Source organism: Aeromonas sp. FDAARGOS 1418, assembly GCF_019048585.1.
Lineage (GTDB): Bacteria > Pseudomonadota > Gammaproteobacteria > Enterobacterales > Aeromonadaceae > Aeromonas > Aeromonas caviae.
This window is the reverse complement of record NZ_CP077387.1, coordinates 4,036,289-4,055,518: the sequence shown is the minus strand read 5'-3', so window position 1 is coordinate 4,055,518 and position 19,230 is coordinate 4,036,289. Positions and strand designations below refer to the sequence as shown.

Genomic DNA, 19,230 nt, shown 5'->3' with positions numbered 1-19,230 from the left:
TCGGGTGCAATGAGGATAATAGTTACAGCATGGGCAAATCACTGGTCATCGTGGAGTCTCCGGCCAAGGCCAAGACCATCAACAAATATTTGGGCAAGGACTACGTGGTGAAATCCAGCGTAGGCCACGTGCGCGATCTGCCGACCAGCGGCAGCGCCAGCACCGAGCCCAAAAAACCTGTCATTCGCGGCATCAAGCTCAGCGAATCCGAGAAGGCGGCCAAGGATCGCAACGCCCTGTTCTCAAGGATGGGCATCAACCCGACCGCAGGCTGGCAGGCCAACTACCAGATTTTGCCCGGCAAGGAAAAAGTGGTCAGCGAGTTGCAAAGTCTGGCCGCCAAGGCCGACACCATCTATCTCGCAACCGACTTGGATAGAGAGGGGGAAGCGATCGCCTGGCATCTGCGCGAGATCATCGGTGGCGACGACAGCCGCTACAAGCGCGTGGTGTTCAACGAGATCACCAAGAGCGCCATCCAGGAGGCGTTCGCCCAGCCGTCCGAGCTGAACATTCATCGTGTCAACGCCCAGCAGGCCCGTCGTTTCCTCGACCGGGTTGTGGGCTACATGGTCTCCCCGCTCTTGTGGAAGAAGCTGGCCCGCGGCCTCTCCGCCGGTCGGGTGCAATCTGTCGCGGTGCGCCTTATCGTCGACAAGGAGCGCGAGATCAAGGCGTTCGTGCCGGTGGAGTTCTGGGATCTCAACGCCGACCTGCTCACCGCCGAGAAGAGTGAGCTGCGCATGGAGGTGGTCAGCCGCAACGGTGCCGACTTCAAGCCGGTGACCCAGGCCGAGACCTTCGCCGCCGTGGCGGCCCTGGAAGGGGTCGACTACAAGGTGGTCAACCGGGAAGACAAGCCGACCGGCTCCAAGCCGTCCGCCCCCTTCATCACCTCCACCCTGCAGCAGGCGGCTTCTACTCGTCTGAGCTTCGGGGTCAAGAAGACCATGATGATGGCCCAGCGTCTCTATGAAGCGGGTTACATCACCTATATGCGTACCGACTCCACCAACCTCAGCAAAGAGGCGGTGGACGCGGTGCGGGAATACATCGGCGAGCAGTATGGTGCCGCCTACCTGCCGAGCGAGCCGAACCTCTACGGCGCCAAGGCCAATGCCCAGGAGGCCCACGAGGCGATCCGCCCCTCCAGCGTCCAGGTGACTGCCGAGATGCTGGAAGGGATGGAGCCCGATGCCATGCGGCTCTATGACCTCATCTGGCGCCAATTTGTCGCCTGCCAGATGACCCCGGCCCAGTACGACTCCTCCACCCTGACCGTCAAGGCAGGAGAGTTCGAGCTCAAGGCGCGCGGTCGCACCCTGCGCTTCGCCGGCTGGACCAAGGCCCTGCCGCCCATGGGCCGCAAGGGTGAAGACAGCCAGCTGCCGGCGGTGACCGTCGGCGAGGTGCTGAAACTGGTCAAGCTGGATCCGCGCCAGCACTTCACCAAGCCGCCCGCCCGCTTCACCGAAGCGGCCCTAGTACGCGAGCTGGAAAAGCGCGGCATCGGCCGTCCGTCCACTTACGCCTCCATCATCTCCACCATCGTCGACCGTGGGTATGTGCGGGTCGAGAGCCGCCGCTTCTTCGCCGAGAAGATGGGGGAGATCGTCACCGACCGCCTGGTGGAGAACTTCGTCGAGCTGATGAACTACGAGTTCACCGCCAAGATGGAAGACAAGCTCGACGGCATCGCCGAGGGGAGCCTGGAGTGGAAGAAGGTGCTCGACGCCTTCTACGCCGAGTTCACCCAGGAGCTGGAGCAGGCCGACAAGCCCCATGAAGAGGGAGGCATGCGTGCCAACCAGATGGTGCTGACCGATATCGACTGCCCGGATTGTGGCCGCAAGATGGGTATCCGTACCGCCACCACCGGCGTCTTCCTCGGCTGCTCCGGCTATGCCCTGCCGCCCAAGGAGCGCTGCAAGAAGACCATCAACCTGGTCAGTGCGGACGAGTTCGTCTCCGCCACCGACGGGGACGAGGCGGAAACCGATGCCCTGCGTGCCAAGCATCGTTGCGGGATCTGCGGCACCGCCATGGACGCCTACATCATCGACGACAGCCGCAAGCTGCACGTCTGCGGTCGCAACCCGGATTGCGATGGCTACGAGGTGGAGCAGGGGCAGTTCAAGCTCAAGGGCTACGAAGGGCCGAGCATCGAGTGCGATCGCTGCGGCTCCGAGATGCAGCTCAAGAACGGCCGTTTCGGCAAATACATGGGTTGCACCAACGAGAGCTGCAAGAACACCCGCAAGATCCTGAAAAATGGCGATATTGCACCGCCGAAAGAGGATCCGGTACCCCTGCCCGAGCTGAAATGCACCCAGTCCGACGCCCACTTCGTGCTGCGGGATGGCGCCGCCGGCCTCTTCCTGGCCGCCAGCAACTTCCCCAAATCCCGCGAGACCCGTGCGCCCCTGGTGGAGGAGCTCAAGCGCTTCCGCGATCGCCTCTCCCCCAAGCACCAGTACCTGGCGGACGCCCCGGCGTCAGATCCTGACGGAAACGCCTCCGTGGTGCGCTTCAGCCGCAAGACCAAGGAGCAGTACGTGATGACCGAGGTCAACGGCAAGGCGACCGGCTGGACAGCCCATTACGACAACGGAAAATGGCAGGAGAGCCTGCCCAAGGCGAAGAAAGCCTGATGGCGACGCCGCTCACAGCATGATGAAAGAGGCCCCTTGCGAGGGGCTTCTTTGTTGGTGGATGGCGATATACTGGAATGGCTGCATGGATGGCAGCGCAAGACAGGGAGTTGTCATGGAGATACATGAAATACGGCCGGGCATGACCTGCCTGACCCGTGAAGGGACAGCCTATGTGCTGGAGGTGGACAGACAGAGTCTGCTGGTGCTCTTGCAACGGGAGGATGAGACCATCCCGGTACAGGTGCGCAGCGATGACATTCTGGGACCCATTGCCGGCGACTAGGGAAGAGAACGTGACGGAGGGCGACCACAGAGGCCCTCCCTTTGTTGCAAGAACGCCCATCCCTTCGGGACGTGCCAGCCTCGTCAGAAGGGAACCAGAAAGAGCAGCTCGGCCAGGTCGGGCTGCCACTGCCACTCCCGCATCCTGACCCGCCCGCCAATCACGGGCACCCCCTCCTCCTGCAGCAGCCCCGCTTGCTTGTCAAAGCCTGCGGATCCTTTTGGCAGCGAAATGGTGCCTGCCGCCCCCAGCACCCGATGCCAGGGCAGCACCTTGTCGGTTTCCCGCAACACCTTGCCCACCAGTCGTGCTCGTCCGGGCAGGCCCGCGAGATCCGCCACCTGGCCGTAGCTCACCACGCGGCCGGGGGGGATCAGGGCCAGGATCGCCTCGATGCGGGCCGTCTTGTCCAGGGGGGGCGCGTTCGTTCTCATGATGATGGCTCGTCAAAAACAGCAGAAGCGCCATTGTGGCGCTTCTGTCATGGGGCTTGCAATCTGTCAGCCGAAGGTCTGGCTCAGTCCCCTGAGCTCGCGGGCCCGCCTGAGCAGCTCCTGGCTGGAGTCGTCCACCGCCTGGATCTTCTGGCTGTTGGCGCGGGAGTATTCGGAGATCTGGTGGATGTTGCGGCTGATCTCCTCCACCACCACCTGCTGCTGCTCCGCGGCGGCGGCGATCTGGGTGGAGAATTCGGTCACCTGATCGATTTCACCCAGCACCAGGTGCAGGTTGCCTGATCCCTGGCGGGTCATCTCGACGCATTCCCGGGTCTGGGCCAGGTTGTCCTGCATCATGCCCTGCCAGCGCTCCAGGGTGTGCTGGATCTGGCTGATGCTGCCCTGGATCTGCTCGGTCGCCTTGTGGGTACGGGTCGACAGGGTGCGCACCTCGTCCGCCACCACTGCAAAGCCGCGCCCCTGCTCGCCGGCACGGGCGGCCTCGATGGCGGCGTTGAGGGCCAGCAGGTTGGTCTGCTCGGCGATGCCCTGGATTTCACCCATCACGCTGCCAATGCGCTCCGACTCGCTGGCGAGCTCCACCGCGGAGTGGAAGGCCTGCTCCGCCTGGCTGGCCAGCCTGGTCATCTGCTGCTGGGTCTGGTCCAGCTGTTCCACCGTGCTCTGGCAACTGCTGCGTGCCTCGGTCACCTGGCCGTTGGTGTCCTGGATGTTGCGGGCGATTTCGTGGGCGGTGCTTGCCATCTGGGTCATGGCGGCCGCCATCTGCTGGGTCTGGGCATCCTGCTCGTTGATGTCGAGGAAGGCGCGGTGTGAGGAGTCCTGCAGATCGGTTGCCAGGGCCTGAAGCGGATGGGTGGCATCGTCGACCCGCCCCAGCACGGTGCGGATCCGGGCCTGCAGCATCTTCAGGTGAAAATCGGCGATGGCACCCGGTGCATCCCCCGAATAGACCAGCCGGGTCAGGCTGTCATATTGCTGACCGAGCTGCCTGAGATAGCGGGGCAGGGCGATGAGCTCGCGCCAGTAGGCGCCCGCAATGGCGAGGGGGGGAAGCAGCATCAGCAGCGCGGTGAGGGGGCCCTGGGTGAGGGCGGCCCAGACCAGCAGCGCCAGCAGCGGCAGGCCGAGCATCAGCGGCCTGAAACGGCGCAGCGAGGGGCGGGCCGGGGTGCCCCGTTGCTCGGCCGAAAGCAGGGTCCGATAGGCCTGGGCGGCAGCCTGCTTGAGCTGGGGGTCGGGCTTGCAGCGCACCGACTGGTAGCCGCTTATCTTGCCGTGCTCGTAGATGGGGGTGACGTAGGCGTCGACCCAGTAATAGCGGCCATCCTTGCAGCGGTTTTTCACCACTCCCCGCCAGGGGTTGCCCTCCTTGAGGCGATCCCAGAGGTCGGCGAAGGCGGCCTTGGGCATGTCGGGGTGGCGAACCAGGTTGTGGTTGTGGCCGACCAGTTCATCGACCTGGTAACCGGCGATGCGGCAGAAGGCGGGGTTGGCGTAGGTAATGACGCCGCGCAGATCCGTGGTGGAGACGAGTTGCACGTCGGCGGGAAATTCCACTTCACTGTCCACGACCTGGGCGTGTTTGCGGGCCATAAGGGTAAGCTCCGATCTGTTTGCTGATTGTTATTGTGGCGGAACCGCAGGGAGATGCATCCCCTGTCTGGTTTCATCGGGGGCCTTATTTTGCCAACAAAGGCAGATGAAAAGTAGGGGCTAGGTTGGGTTTTTGTTGTCGGTGGGTAAAAAAACGGCGACCAAAAGGTCGCCGAAAAGAAAAAGATAACACTACCTCTGTGGCACCCGGTAACGCACTTGCAACTGGTCGAGGATGTGCAGCTGGCCGGGCAGACGGGCGACGAAGTGCTCCCACACCTTGCGGGCGGGAGTGCTCCAGGCCACCTCTGCCGTGGCCAGCATGCGCGGGAACAACATGTAGTCGAGACGATCGCGAGAGGTGATCAGTTCCGACCACAAGGGGCTCAGCACCCCCAGGATGTTATCGTTGGCATGGAAATCGGCCGGGGCAGGATCGCATGCATGCACCTGCGCCAGGTTGAGGGTACCCGCCCAGTAGAGTCCCGGCTCATGGATGTCCTGACTCCAGGCGAGATCCAGATAGAGGTGCTGGGCAGGCGCCATCACCACGGGGTAACCGGATGCGGCGGCATCCAGGCCGGCCTGGAAGCTGGTCCAAGCGAAGACGGTGGCCTCCCGGCTCACCTTGTCACCGTGAAGTATCTCCTCCCACCCCAGCATCTGCTTGCCCTTGCTGGCCAGGTACTGCTGGCAGTGGCGCAGCAGGTGGCCCTGCAGCTCGCGGCAATCCTGATACCCTTGCTCGGCCATCAGTTGCTGGCAGGCGGGACTGTCGGTCCAGACGCCGGTGGGCACTTCGTCCCCCCCCATGTGAACCTGACTCCCGGGGAAGAGATCGCACACCTCGTCCATCACGGCGTCCAGGAACCGGTAGGTGCCGGGCAGTGCCGGGTTAAGCACGTTGTCGTCGAAATATTGCACCGAGAGGTAGCGGGAGTGGTCTGCCTCTTCCACCAGCAGCTCGGGTAGCGCCTTGATGGCGGCGTGACAGTGCCCCGGGATGTCTATTTCCGGAATGATGGTGATGCCAAGCCCGGCGGCGTAGGTGACCAGCTCGCGCACCTCGCTCTGGGTGTAGTAACCGCCATAAGGGTCGGGGCCGCCGCTCAGCTGGGGCCCCACCGCCAGGCCATGGCCGCGCCAGGCTCCCACGGCGGTCAGCTGGGGGAAGGCCTTGATCTCCAGGCGCCACCCCTCGTCATCGGTGAGGTGCCAGTGGAAGCGGTTGAACTTGTAGAGGCTCATCTGCTTGAGCAGGCGCTTGAGGGTGGCGATGGAGTGGAAGTGGCGGGCACAGTCGAGGAAGATGCCGCGAAAACCGAAGCGCGGTGCATCCCGCACCGTCAGGCAGGGCAGGCTCTCTCCGTGTTGCAGCGCCCACTGGGCCAGGCTCACCAGCCCGTGTCGCCAGCCCGCCTCGCCGGCGGCCCGGATGACGATCTCCTCAGGGGTGATGGTGAGCTCATACCCCTCGGGGGGAAGTGTCGCCTCGACGAGGTGGATCTCCGCATCGTGATCCTGGGTCAGGGCCAGGCCTGTCAGCTCGTTGAAATGGGCTAGCAGGGAGGCGAGGGGAACGGGGCCGTCGACGTGGGCCCGCTCGGCCAGCCGGAAGTTGCCTTCTGTATAAATCAGGTGGGCGGGTTGGGGCACGAGGCCGTTGACGGCCTCCACCTGTGGCAGGTCGGGGCCCGGGGAGGGCGGGTTGGTCAGGCCAAGGTCTTCCCCCTCCAGCACCAGGGGTTGCAGCTGTCCCTTGCTCTCCAGGCTCAGGAAGAAACCCTTGGGCATATCGGAGTCATGCTTGAGCGGGGTGTTGCGACAACAGAAGCGCAGCTCGCTCACCCCCTCGTGGGGCACCATGACCTTGTAACTGCCGCTCTGGCGCTCCAGGGTGCCCCCTTCGATCGAGTGGGGATCGATCTGGCGGGCGAGGCAGAAGTGGAGTTTCCAGGGGGCTGCTGGCAGTTGGCTCAGGGTGAAGCGAAACCAGACATCGTCACCGTCACGGTGATCGACCCGGGTGTGGATCAGGGGTGCGGACATGGGAATTCCTCTGATGGGGTGAAGGAAACGGGAGCCTGTCCCGCAGGTGTTGTCGGCCCGACCAGGCTCAGGGATGCAGACATGGCAGCGCCTCCGTCCTGGCAAACAGGATGGCCCCCTCCAGCGCGTCGCGCTTGGGGGCGACCAGATGGAAGTGGCCCAGACGGGGGGCGAGGCGCGTGCCGATGCCGCCCAGCAGGGCGATCCGGTCTGCCCCGAGCTGGGTCATGCCCTCCAGCAGCATGCCGAGCTGGGCACAGGTCTCATCCAGCAGGGCGGTGGCGAGCTCGTCCCCGTCGCTCGCGGCATCGAATACCCAGGGGGCGAAGCGGCCATAGTCGGCCGGTATGGCGCGCGCAGCCCAGCGCACTACCTCGGCCTGATCCCGCCTGAAGTGATCCATCAGGCGCACCGCCAGGGTGCTGGGGGGCAGGATGCCGTCGTGGCAGAGCAGGGACTGCTGGATGGCGCGCAGCCCCAGCCAGGCGCCGCTGCCGAGATCCGAGACGGGGAAGCCGCGACCCGAGCAGGTGCGAAGGCGCCCCTCCCGGTAGATGAGTCCCGCCGAGCCGGTGCCCGCGATCAGGATGGCCCCCTCCTGGCCGTCGAAGGCGCCGAGGCAGGCACCAAAGGCATCGGAGGTGAGCTTCACCCGCGCAAACGGGAAGGGCATGGTCAGCATGGCGTGGTAGCAGTCGGCGAGCTCGGCGGAGGCGAGTGCGAGCCCGACTCCCATCCGCTGTTCGCTCTCTCTGGGCAGACCCGCTTCGATGCGGGCCTGATCGATGGCAGCCAGCACATGGCCGTGGGCGAGGGCGATGCCCAGCTCCAAATTGGAGCCGGCGGCGCGCCCCTCGCCGAGCAGCTTGCCTGCGTTGTTGCGAATGCGGGCCCGGGTGTGGGTGCCGCCGCCATCCACCCCGACCCAGAACTCAATCATGGGGGCCTCCCTGCGCGCTTTGCCAGGTGACGGCCAGGGTAAACCTGGCTGGCGGTATGGAGGATCCAGGGCTCTCCCCGGTGCCAGTGATGTGTGAACCGCTCTCAATCATGGTGGCCTCCTTGTGCGCTCTGCCAGGTGATGGCCAGGGCGAACCAGGCGGCGTGCGGGATCCATTGCTCCCCCCAGCGCCAGTTCTGATCCAGCCGATCCTTGTACGCCTCTGGAATAAAGGCCACGTCATTTTCGTCATCGAAGCCGGCGGTGATGCCGTTGCAGATCCCCCCCTGTGCATTGGGGTAGCCGGCGGTGTATTCCGGGTTGTTGATGCCCTGACCCGCCAGCATGCAGGTGTTGAAGGGGTTTCTCCCCAGGATCCAGTCGAGCTGCTGCTGGCCGAAGGTGCGCAGCAGTGCGCTCTGCCCGGGCAGGTGCTGTGCGGCAGCAAACGCCATGGTGGCGAGCGACGCGAGGCGAGCGTTCTCCCCTTGCCACCAGTAACCGGATTCGTTGTGGTGGGGCATGAAAAAGCTCACCCGGGGCGCCTCATCGACCCCTTTCACATACTGGCGGGCGAGAGCGAAGGGATTGCCTGCCCGGGCCGCGAGGGCCAGCTCGGCCGCCAGGGCCTGCTCGGCGACGGTCCTGGCCGCCCACTGGCGCGCCGGATCCGGCTCGATGGCGAGATACTCCAGCAGCGCCAGCACCGGCAGGCCCGCCTCGGCGGCGTGGTAGTAGGGGCGAGAGCCATCGTCGTTGGCGGCCCAATGGTGGCCGAGATCGGGGTGGGCGCGCTGGCGGGCGCACAGCCGGCCGGCCCGATCCCGTGCCTCGGCGAGCCACTCGGCGCCCAGCGTTCTGGTGAGCTCGACCGCCGCCAGCAGGGCGCAGTAGTCGTCGATGATGTTCTCGACCCCGTCGTCCAGGTAGGCGAGGTTGTGCTCGCGCAGGTGCAGGTAGCCGCGTCTGGCCGCGTCGGCGTACTGGCTTGTGTCAAGGTCGCCGCCACTCGGTTCCCGGGCGGCGCGGGCCAGGGCGGCGATGGCCATGCCACCCCCCTGGCGAAAGCCCGCCTGCCAGCGGGCGGACTTGATCCCCTGCTGGGTCGCATAGGCGCACAGCTCCCGCTGCTCGGGATCCTTGCTCCACTTGTCGAACAGGGTCATGTAGAAAAAGCCGCTCTCGTCCTGCATCCGGCAGAGAAAATCCGCCCCGTGCAGCCCCTCGTCATTGAGCCGTTTGCACAGGTTCATCCCATCGATGTCGCGACGTGTCGCCAGGAGTTCCCGGCACTTGAGCAGGGACCAGACCACCATGGGGGTCTGCTGGGGATTGAGGTAGTTGGCGTAGGAGAGGTGACTCAGGTACTTGCTCATGTCGCCGCTGGCGTCGAACCAGCCGCCATGTACGTCCCGGCGCTGATCGGTGCCAAACAGGCGTGCCCTGCGGTCCGCCCGGTCGAAGGTGCCGCTGGCGCGTTGTCCCTTGAAGTAGTGGATGACATCGGAGAGGCAGCGGCGTGCCAGCAGCCCCCGGCCGATGGCAAAGGGGGTGGAGCGCACCAGGCGCTCCTGCGCTCCCGTAGTCACGACGGCCTCCAGTCGGTAGTGGCCGGGCTCGGTGAAGGCGGAGAAATCGGCCCGCCAGTAGTGGCGCCCCTGCCAGCCGGGGACACTTCCCGCCGCCACCAGCGGCGTTTCCAGCAGGAGGTGGTCGTCCTGCTGGCGCAGCAACCTGACGTGGCCGCGGATATCGAGGTCGGCGCCGCACTGCAGCAGGGCGCTCTTCTCCCCGTCACATTCGTAACCCACCTGGTTGATCAAAAGTTCCATCAAGGTCTTACTCCGAAGGCTCGCCCCTGGCGGGCGAGGCTCATTGCGGGGCCTTGCGGCCCCGACGCGAGGCATGGCCGGGCGACGGTGCCCGGCCGCGGGCCTGCTTACCCCTGTTCGTGGAGGTAGCAGCGCACGAAGTGGTTGTCGGCGAGCCGGGTCACCGGGGGCAGGCTCTCCTTGCAGCGGGGCATGGCCTGATGGCAGCGCCCGGCAAAGGGGCAGCCACGGGATTCCGGGGTCCAGAGCGGGATCTCCCCCTTGCGGCCTCCCTCCAGCTCGGCGTGGATGCTCTTCTCGGGATCCGGCACCGCCGAGATGAGCAACTGGGTGTAGGGGTGCTGGGGGTGGTGCAGGATCTCGTCCACCTCTCCCCACTCCACCATGTGACCCACGTACATCACCGCCAGATCTTCCGCCACGTAGCGGGCGGTGGCGATGTCGTGGGTGATGTAGAGCATGGAGACGCCGAGCTCGTTCTTCATCTGCTCCATCAGGTTGAGGATGCCGATGCGAATGGAGACGTCGAGCATGGAGGTGGGCTCGTCCGCCAGCACCACTTCCGCCTCCACCGCCAGGTTGCGGGCGATGTTGACCCGCTGGCGCTGGCCGCCGGAGAGCTGGTGCGGGTACTTGGCCGCGGTCGCCTTGGCGGGAGTCAGCCCCACCTTTTCAAGGAGGCCATAGACCATGTCGGGTAGATCCCGCTTGTCACTCACCTTGCTGTGCAGCAGCAGGGGGCGGGCGATGTGGTGGTAGATGGTGTGGGTCGGATTCAGTGAACCGAACGGATCCTGCCACACCATCTGCACGCTCTGGCGATAGTCCAGCAGGGCGGTGCCCTTGTTGAACTCCTCGAGGTCGCGGCCACGGTAGAGGATGCGGCCGTTGGAGAGCTTGTACATCTTGGCAATGATCTTGGCGATGGTGCTCTTGCCGGAGCCGGATTCCCCCACCACTGCCAGGGCGCGGCCCCGGTGCAGGTTGAAGGTGATGTCGGACAGCGCCCGCATCTTGCCGCTCTTGATGGCGTTGGAGTTGACGGCGAAGTCCTTGTAGAGGTGCTGGACCTCGATGATGGGCGCGTCGGTTTGGGCGATTTGCATGACAGACATCCTTAACAGCCAGCGGCCTTGTCCAGATGGATCGGAAGATCCGGTTGTTCCTCTGCTGCCTCATGAAGGTGACAGGCAGCCTGTTGGCCGGGCCGGATCTCGGCCAGCCGGGTATATTCCTGGCGGCAGCGCTCGTGCACCTTGGCGCAGCGTGCCTGGAAGCGGCAGCCCACCGGCACCTCCAGCAGATTGAGTGGGCTGCCAGGGATCCCCTCCAGCACGGTCTTGGGCCCGTGCAGGGGGGGGAAGGAGTTGCCAAGGCCCCGGGTGTAGGGGTGCAGGGGCGCGGTCAGGATCGCCTTGGCCGGCGCCACCTCCACCAGCTCTCCCGCGTACATGATGCCGATGCGATCGCAGAACTCGACCATCAAGGAGAGGTCATGGGTAATGAAGAGGATGGAGAAGTTGAACTTCTCTTTCAGGGCATAGACCTTCTGCAGGATCTCCCGCTGCACCACCACGTCGAGCGCCGTGGTGGGCTCGTCCATGATGAGCAGCTCGGGGTTGAGGGCCATGGCGATGGCGATCACCAGCCGCTGGCGCATGCCGCCGGAGAACTGGTGCGGGTAGTCCTTGAGCCGGCTCGGGTGGATGTCGACGATCTCCAGCAGCTCCTGGGCGCGCTTGATCGCCTCATAGCGGGTCATGCCGGGGTTGTGGGCCAAGAGCACGTCGCAGAACTGCTCCTCCATGCGCAGCACGGGGTTGAGCGCATTCATGGCGGACTGGAACACCACGCTCGCCTGGCGCCAGCGGTAGCTGCGCAGTCGCTCGTCGTCGAAGCCGAGGATGTTCTCTCCCTTGAACAGGATCTCGCCGCCGCTGATGTAGGCGGGCGGCTTGTGCAGCCTGGCCACCGAGAAGGCGACCGTGGACTTGCCGCAGCCGGACTCGCCGGCGAGGCCGAACACCTCACCCGGCATGATGTCAAAACTGACCGAATTGACGGCGCGCACGTCGCCGCTCTCGGTGATGTAGTCGACGCAGAGCTGGCGCACCGACAGCAGGGGTTGTTGCGGCTTCATGCTGTCTTCTCCTGAGCTGTGATGGGAGTGGCAAGCTGCTTCCAGCGACGCAGGCCCTTGTGGGAACGAAGCTGCGGGTTGGCGATTTCGTCGATGGCGAAGTTGAGCATGGCCAGACCCGCCCCCAGGGTGGCGATGGCGAAGCAGGGGGCCAGGATCTCCCACCAGGCGCCCACCAGGATGGCGCTCGAGGTCTGGGCGTTGTAGAGCATGATGCCCCAGCTCACCACGGTCGGATCGCCGAGCCCCAGGAACTCCAGGGTCGCCTCGGTGACGATGGCGTAGATGATGGACCCGATGAAGCTCACCCCGATGATGGAGATGAGGTTCGGCAGTATCTCCACCAGGATGATGCGCCAGGCCGGTTCACCCAGCACCTCGGCGGCGATGACGAACTCCTTCTCCCGCAGGGCCAGGGTCTGGGCGCGGATGACCCGGGCGCCATAGGCCCAGGAGGTCAACCCTATGATGAGGGCGATCACCATGGGGGAGGCCTCTCCGATGAAGCTTGCCAGCACCAGCAACAGGGGGAGGTTCGGGATCACCAGCACCACGTTCATCAGGAAGGTGAGGCACTCGTCCACCACGCCGCCGAAGTAGCCGGCGGTGATGCCCACCGTGATGGCCAGGGCGCACACCAGCAGGCCTGCCCCGAAGCCCACCATCAGGGAGATGCGGGCGCCGTTGGTGAACTGGGCCCAGAGATCGTGGCCCATGCGGTTGGAACCCATCACCAGCTCCACGCTGGGGGGCTGGTGGGGGCGGGCGACCCGCTTGGTGGGTTCGTTGCTGGCGAGCAGCGGGGCGAACAGGGCCATCAGCACGAAGGTGACCACGATGGCGAGGCCGAAGGCGGCCTTCTTGTTGCCCAGCAGGATCTTGAGAATGGTCGGCATACGCATCTTATTTGCCTCCTGTACGCAGACGGGGATCCAGGAAGACGTAGAGCACGTCCGCCAGGAAATTGAAGCTGAGCATGGTGATGGTCATGATGAGCAGTTGCCCCTGGATAAGGGGGTAGTCACGGGCCAGGATGCCCTGATAGAGGGTCAATCCCAGGCCGGGGTAGTTGAAGATCACCTCGGTGATGAGGGATCCGCCGATGACGAAACCGAGCGCCATGGAGAGGGCAGTGACGCTGGGCAGCACGGCGTTGCGGGCGCCGTAGTTGAAGATCACCCGGTTGCTGGAGAGCCCCTTGGCCTTGGCCATGGTGATGTAGTCCTCTCCCAGGAGGTTGATCATGTTGTTGCGCATGGTGATGAGAAAACCCCCTACCTGCACCGCGGCCAGGGTGCCCACCGGCATGATGGCGTGCAGCAGGATGCTCTTGATGTGTTCCCAGCCAAAATCGGCGGGGATCTCGGGGCTGTAGGCGTAGCCGATGGGCAGCCAGCCGAGGCTCACTCCGAACAGGAAGAGGGCGAGCAGGGAGACCACCACGGGGGGGATGGCCTGCATCACCAGAGTGAGCGGGGAGAGGATGCTGTCCATGCGTCCGCCCCGGTACCAGGCGGCGAAGATGCCGACGATGGAGCCGATGGAGAAGCTCAGAATGGTGGAGGTGCCCACCAGGAACAGGGTCCAGCCGATGGCGCGGCCGAGGACGTCGGCAACCGGTTGGGGGTAGTAGCGCACCGAGGTGCCGAGATCCCAGGTGAAGACGCTCTTCACATAGGTGAGAAACTGGGTGCCGATGGGGCCGTCCACGAAACCGAAGGTGGCTTTGAGGGCTTCCAGCGCGGCGGGTTCCATCATGGCGCCGGCCCGGGCAAACATGACGGAGACGGGGTCCCCCGGCATGGCTCTGGGTAGCAGGAAGTTGATGGTGGCGGCCACCAGGAAGGCGACCAGATAGAAGGAGAAGCGTCTAAGTATAAATCCCATGGTGATACCTTTTACTGCAAGCCTGCCCCGCGCCGGGCAAAGCTCCCCCAACCCCGGCAGGTGCGGGGGATGGAAGACATGGCGGGGAAGAGGGCCCCCCGCAGGGGGCCGGGGTGATTAGCTGTTTGGCTTGAGTGACAGCACGTGCAGCAGACGCTCCGGAGTGTCCGGGTGAACCTGCGGCTTGGCGACCGGGTTGTCGGCACTGAACCAGCCGTTGAAGCGCTTGGTGCTGTATTCGTACCAGGTCGGGTTGTTGAACACCGGGATGATGGTCTGGTTGGCCCCGACACGCTCCTGGATGGCGAACATGATCTCCTTCTGCTTGGCCGCATCGGCGGTCTGGGTGAAGTCGTCGATCAGCTTGTCGAGCTCGGGATCCTTGTAGCGGGGCGCCGCGAAGCGGTTGCCGCGCTCACCCATGTTGCGGGAGTGGAAGGCGGTCTCGAAGTACTTGTGCGGGTTGGCACCGGCAAAGTAACCCTGCAGGGCGACGTCGAAGTCACCGGTGATCAAGGACTCGGTCCAGACGGTGGCTTCCGGGGTGGCGGTCTTGGCGTTCAGGCCCAGGGCCTGCAGGCCTTCGACCCCGATCTGGACGGTGTTGACCCAGTCGGTCCAGCCGTTCGGTACCAGCACCTTGAACTCGATCTTCTTGCAGCTCGGGGTGTCGAGGAACTTGTCGCCGTCACAGTCCTTGTAGCCCGCCTGTTTCAGCAGGGCCTTGGCCCCTTCCAGGTCGAACTTGTTGTACTTGCCGTACTTCTTCTCGACGTCCGGGTTGTCCCAGGAGGCGAATGCCTTGCCAAGCCCTGACGGGTACTCGTTGACGGTGGGGTAGCCGTAGCCCGCGATGTCCACCATGGACTGGCGGTCCATGGCCATGGAGAAGGCGCGGCGGAAGTTGATGTCGTTGAAGGCTTCGTGGTTGCCCGGGTTCTTGCTCTGGAAGTTGACGTTGAACGCCACTGTGCCGGAGGCGGGGAACCAGTACTTGTTGTTCTTGGGATCGTTGCCGACGTAGAGGCGCTCGATGTCCGGCACGAAGGAGCCGAACCAGTCCACGTCACCCTTCATCACGGCGGCCAGTACCTGGTCGTTGGTGGCCATCTGCGGCATGCGCAGGCAGTCGATGGAGAGGCTGGCGTTGTCCCAGTAGTGCGGGTTGCGGCACTGGGTGTAGAGCTGGGCGGAGAAGTTGTCCACTTCGGTGAAGGGACCGGTCCCGACCGGCTTGTCGTTGGTGAAGGCCACCGGGTCTTTCACCGACTTCCACTGATGCTCCGGCACGATGGGCACCAGCACCAGGTCGTTCACCACGTTGGTGTTGATCTCGGCCAGGTCGAATTTGACCTTGTGGTCACCCAGCTTCTCGACACCCTTGATCTGGGTCCAGATGGAGCGCTCGTCCAGCGCCTTGTTGGCCTTGACCAGGTTGAAGGAGAAGAGGATGTCGTCGGCGGTGAAGGCTTCACCATCGGACCACTTGACCCCTTCGCGCAGGTCGAAGGTGACGGATTTCAGATCATCGCTGAAGGCGTAGTGGGTAGCCAGACGATAGACGGGTTTGCCACCCTGCATATCGTTGAAGATCACCAGCGGCTCATAGATGAAGTGACGGGTGGTGTGGAGCAGACCCGCTTGCAGGAAGGGGTTGAAGTTCTTGACCCATGCGGTTTCCTGCTGGGCAACCAGGGTCAGCACCGTCTTGTTGTCGGCGGCCATGGCTGTGCCGGTGGCACCGGCAAGCAGAGTTCCCAGCATGACTGAGGTTGCGATTTTGGATACTTTGGCAAGCATATTTTTTCCTTTCTTATTGGTCTTCCATGGTTTTGGAATGGAGCACCGACATCGCATGCTTGGATACCGGCCCTCGCTGTTGGTCAGGTTTTGCACCCTTGTAGTTGTGTCGTCCAACGCCCTTAGAAAAGCAGAATTAACAGGAAAACAACAACTCTTCATTTCGTCGATATCGTAAAAATTGCACGGCGCACGTCATTATCGTCAAAATGTATTTTTAATCCTTTTAAATTATACAGTTGCATTAATTCTCACAAAGTAAAAAGTCACCTTGCCACTCCCTGTGACAACGATAATGTGAGCTGGATCGTGCTCGTTTTTTCCCCGTTGACACGGCTTATTTTTGCGCAGGAAACAAGCGGCTCATGTGGCAGGAGAGAAGTGTGCGCTGGTTCACGGGCGCGTGCGAAAAGAGGGAGGGGAGGGAGATCGGTGATGAGGGGCGGGACAGGGGATGACAGGGGGGCATGCAAGAGCCTGACGGGCGGCGGACATTAAAAAAGCCAGTCGGTGAGACCGACTGGCTTTGAGGGGGAGTGGCGTGATTATTCCACCAGGCTGGCCCAGAGGTCGTACTCGTCCGCTTCGTCGATGCGGACCTTGACCATGTCGCCGGGCTTGAGGCCGGTCTCGCCGTTCAGGTAGACCAGGCCGTCGATCTCGGGGGCATCGGCGGCGGAGCGGCCGGTGGCGCCCTCTTCGTCCACCTCGTCGATCAGCACCAGCATCTCTTTGCCCACTTTACGGGCCAGCTTGCGGATGGAGACCTGCTGTTGCAGCTCCATGAAGCGCTGGAAGCGTTCTTCCTGCACCTCGGCCGGCACCGGATCCGGCAGCTCGTTGGCCTTGGCACCCTCGACCGGGCTGTATTTGAAGCAGCCAACCCTGTCCAGTTCCGCCTTGTCGATGAAGTCCAGCAGCATCTGGAACTCTTCTTCGGTCTCGCCGGGGAAGCCGACGATGAAGGTGGAGCGCAGGGTGATCTCGGGGCAGATCTCGCGCCACTTCTGGATCCGCTCCAGGGTGCGCTCGACGGAGCCGGGGCGCTTCATCAATTTGAGGATGCGCGGGCTGGCGTGCTGCAGCGGGATGTCGAGGTAGGGGAGGATTTTGCCGTCGCGCATCAGGGGGATGACGTCATCCACGTGCGGGTACGGGTAGACGTAGTGCAGGCGCACCCACATACCGAGCTTGGCCAGCTCTTCGCACAGGGCCACCATGCTGGTCTTGACCGGCATGCCGTCGTAGAAACCGGTGCGGTGCTTGACGTCCACGCCGTAGGCGGAGGTGTCCTGGGAGATCACCAGGATCTCCTTCACGCCAGCCTCTTTCAGGCGCTTGGCTTCGGCCAGCACTTCGCCGATGGGGCGGCTCACCAGATCCCCGCGCATGGAGGGAATGATGCAGAAGGTGCAGCGGTGGTTGCAGCCTTCGGAAATCTTGAGATAGGCGTAGTGGCGCGGGGTCAGCTTGACGCCCTGGGCCGGCACCAGGCTGGTGAAGGGGTTGTGGGTGGGTTTTTCCACGTATTTGTGGACGTGGCCCAGCACCTCTTCATAGGCGTGGGGACCGGTGATCTCGAGCACCTTGGGGTGGATCTCGCGGATCTGGTTCTCTTTGGCACCCAGGCAGCCGGTGACGATCACCTTGCCGTTCTCGGCCAGGGCTTCACCGATGGCTTCCAGGGACTCCTGTACCGCGCTGTCGATGAAGCCGCAGGTGTTGACCACCACCAGCTCCGCATCGTCATAGCTGGGCACCACGTCGTACCCTTCGGTACGCAGCTGGGTCAGGATGCGTTCGGAATCGACCAGGTTTTTGGGGCAACCCAAGGAGACGAATCCTACTTTGGGGGCCTGTTTTGTGTTGGACATCGCTCAATCACTCTTAGGTGGCTCTTATTCAAGGGCGCGGATTTTACCGGAATGGCTAACCAAAAACTATACAGCCGACACGTCGGAAGCGAACAATCTCTTTGTCCGGGGACGCGGGGTGGGGCGGGCGTGACATGACCACGGGCAGGGAGGGGGCCGTCGCCAGTGCGGGCGGGATCACGATCCCTGTGCGCCGTCACCATTTGGCAGGAGGGGCAAAACGGGTGTCACTATACTCCCAACAGGCCTATCAGAAGGATGTGCGGGATGGAGAGTTCATTTGGTGAGAAAGTGCAGAACGTGCACGCCACCCTCAGGCAGCGGTTTGACAAGTTGAGCCGGGTGGCGATCGCCATCTACGACCCGCAGACGGACCAGCTCAAGACCTTTGCCCACAGCACGGACGGGGGCTCGCCGCTGTTGCAGTACGAGGTCAGGCTGAGCGAGGTGCCTTCCCTGCGCTACCTGGCCGAGCACCAGCAGCCCAGGGTGCTCGATACCCTGGATTCCCTGCTGGGCTCCCCCTCCGAGCACAGCCGCAAAGTGCTGGCGGCCGGGTACGCGTCGAGCTATACCGAGCCGCTGCTGCTCAACAGTCGCTTGTTCGGCTTTCTGTTTTGCGATGCCAAAAAGCCCGGTTACTTCGATGGCGCCATTTGCGGTGAGCTGGCGGCCTATGCCCAGATCCTGGCGGCCATCATCGCGGTGGAGTTCTTCTCCATCCAGACCCTGAACGGGGCCCTGACCACGGTGCGGGAGTTCAGCCGCTACCGGGACGAGGAGACCGCCAATCACCTGCACCGCATGTCGGCCTATTCGCGGCTCATCGCCCGGGAGGTGGCGGCCCATTACCCCTTGAGTGACGAGGAGGTGGAGTTCATTCACCTCTTCTCCGAGCTGCATGATATCGGCAAGATTGCGGTGCCCGACGCCATCCTGCTCAAGCCGGGCAAGCTCACGGCCGAGGAGTACGGGGTGATGAAGACCCACCCCTTCAAGGGGCGGGAGATGATCGCCCTGATGATCCGCGAGTTCGGCCTGGACGGCATCCATCACACCGACATGCTCAAGAACATCATCGCCTACCACCACGAGCGTTTCGACGGTCAGGGCTACCCGGAAGGACTGGCGGGGGAGGCGATCCCCCTGGAGGCCCGCATCGTCGCGGTGGCGGATGTGTTTGACGCCCTCACCAGCGAGCGCCCCTACAAGCAGGCCTGGCCCCTCGAAACGGCCTTCGAGTACCTCAAGACCCATGCCGGCAGCCAGTTCGACCCTGTCTGCGTCGCGGCGGCGCTGCAAAGCCGGGAGGCGTTTTGTGCCATCCATCGGCAATATCGGGATCCCGTGATCACCTGATTGCGCCTCTCTCTCCTCCCCGGCTTCTCCCGGATTCCCCAGGCCCCGTCATCTGATGGCGGGGCCCTGGGGCCCTCTCTTGTTTCATCGCCTTGAGGTGCATCCGGCGCCGGGGGGGGGGGCTCTGCGGCATTGCGGCTTTGCGGCGGGGCAGGGCGCCGCGGTGGGCGGGGCGGCCAACGGGAGGATTGTCCAGGGTACGGTCATAAGAGTGCCTTATAAAGAGAGGCCAGATATTAGCCGTATGACTGGCATGAGGCCGCTGGCGGGCACGATATGGCCGGGGCGGCGCCTCTGGCGGCCCGTCCCGTCGCGATGTCGGCTCGGTGGTGACGCTTTGATCATTTCAATAATTCTT

General features: G+C 63.8%; 14 protein-coding genes. 3 read left to right on the top strand and 11 right to left on the bottom strand.

Annotation, left to right across the window (positions count from 1 at the left end):
• Positions 1–29 precede the first annotated feature (29 nt).
• Together topA and I6L48_RS18910 are read left to right on the top strand one after the other, a co-directional pair.
• Positions 30–2,651 (top strand): type I DNA topoisomerase, encoded by a 2,622-nt coding sequence (gene topA, locus I6L48_RS18915; RefSeq protein ID WP_010673895.1) that lies wholly within the window; start codon positions 30–32, stop codon positions 2,649–2,651.
• Positions 2,652–2,766: 115 nt separating this feature from the next.
• Positions 2,767–2,937 (top strand): hypothetical protein, encoded by a 171-nt coding sequence (locus I6L48_RS18910; RefSeq protein ID WP_164882955.1) that lies wholly within the window; start codon positions 2,767–2,769, stop codon positions 2,935–2,937.
• 83 nt (positions 2,938–3,020) lie between these two features.
• On the opposite strand, the gene I6L48_RS18905 is transcribed toward I6L48_RS18910, so the two are convergent.
• The 11 genes from I6L48_RS18905 to rimO all read right to left on the bottom strand — a co-directional run bounded on the left by I6L48_RS18905 (position 3,021) and on the right by rimO (position 17,513).
• Positions 3,021–3,371 carry an MGMT family protein gene (locus I6L48_RS18905; RefSeq protein WP_039040524.1) on the bottom strand — a complete coding sequence of 117 codons (351 nt, stop codon included), beginning with the start codon at positions 3,369–3,371 and terminating at the stop codon, positions 3,021–3,023.
• Positions 3,372–3,437: 66 nt separating this feature from the next.
• Positions 3,438–4,991 (bottom strand): PAS domain-containing methyl-accepting chemotaxis protein, encoded by a 1,554-nt coding sequence (locus I6L48_RS18900; RefSeq protein ID WP_042880320.1) that lies wholly within the window; start codon positions 4,989–4,991, stop codon positions 3,438–3,440.
• Positions 4,992–5,183: 192 nt separating this feature from the next.
• Positions 5,184–7,040, bottom strand: a complete 1,857-nt coding sequence (locus I6L48_RS18895; RefSeq protein WP_042880322.1) for a beta-N-acetylhexosaminidase — start codon at positions 7,038–7,040, stop codon at positions 5,184–5,186.
• A 67-nt stretch (positions 7,041–7,107) separates the two neighbouring features.
• The gene (locus tag I6L48_RS18890; protein WP_042880324.1) at positions 7,108–7,980 is read right to left on the bottom strand and encodes a BadF/BadG/BcrA/BcrD ATPase family protein; all 873 of its coding nucleotides are present in this window, start codon (positions 7,978–7,980) and stop codon (positions 7,108–7,110) included.
• Between the two features lie 104 nt (positions 7,981–8,084).
• Positions 8,085–9,812 carry a glycoside hydrolase family 9 protein gene (locus tag I6L48_RS18885; RefSeq protein ID WP_216987596.1) on the bottom strand — a complete coding sequence of 576 codons (1,728 nt, stop codon included), beginning with the start codon at positions 9,810–9,812 and terminating at the stop codon, positions 8,085–8,087.
• Between the two features lie 107 nt (positions 9,813–9,919).
• A complete protein-coding gene (locus I6L48_RS18880; RefSeq protein WP_039040529.1) occupies positions 9,920–10,918 on the bottom strand; it encodes an ABC transporter ATP-binding protein in 999 nt (332 codons plus the stop codon).
• An 11-nt stretch (positions 10,919–10,929) separates the two neighbouring features.
• Positions 10,930–11,952 carry an ABC transporter ATP-binding protein gene (locus I6L48_RS18875; RefSeq protein WP_042015838.1) on the bottom strand — a complete coding sequence of 341 codons (1,023 nt, stop codon included), beginning with the start codon at positions 11,950–11,952 and terminating at the stop codon, positions 10,930–10,932.
• Positions 11,949–12,854 carry an ABC transporter permease gene (locus I6L48_RS18870; RefSeq protein WP_010673904.1) on the bottom strand — a complete coding sequence of 302 codons (906 nt, stop codon included), beginning with the start codon at positions 12,852–12,854 and terminating at the stop codon, positions 11,949–11,951. The genes I6L48_RS18875 and I6L48_RS18870 overlap by 4 nt, the downstream gene beginning before the upstream one ends.
• 1 nt (position 12,855) lies before the next feature.
• Complete coding sequence (locus tag I6L48_RS18865; RefSeq protein ID WP_010673905.1) at positions 12,856–13,839, bottom strand: ABC transporter permease; 984 nt, start codon at positions 13,837–13,839, stop codon at positions 12,856–12,858.
• Positions 13,840–13,956: 117 nt separating this feature from the next.
• Positions 13,957–15,639: an ABC transporter substrate-binding protein gene (locus I6L48_RS18860; RefSeq protein ID WP_010673906.1), complete on the bottom strand. Its 1,683-nt coding sequence runs from the start codon at positions 15,637–15,639 to the stop codon at positions 13,957–13,959.
• Positions 15,640–16,184: 545 nt separating this feature from the next.
• The gene (gene rimO, locus I6L48_RS18855; RefSeq protein WP_010673908.1) at positions 16,185–17,513 is read right to left on the bottom strand and encodes a 30S ribosomal protein S12 methylthiotransferase RimO; all 1,329 of its coding nucleotides are present in this window, start codon (positions 17,511–17,513) and stop codon (positions 16,185–16,187) included.
• Positions 17,514–17,780: 267 nt separating this feature from the next.
• On the opposite strand from rimO, the gene I6L48_RS18850 reads away from it, so the two are divergent.
• Positions 17,781–18,872: an HD domain-containing phosphohydrolase gene (locus I6L48_RS18850; protein WP_216987595.1), complete on the top strand. Its 1,092-nt coding sequence runs from the start codon at positions 17,781–17,783 to the stop codon at positions 18,870–18,872.
• Positions 18,873–19,230 lie beyond the last annotated feature (358 nt).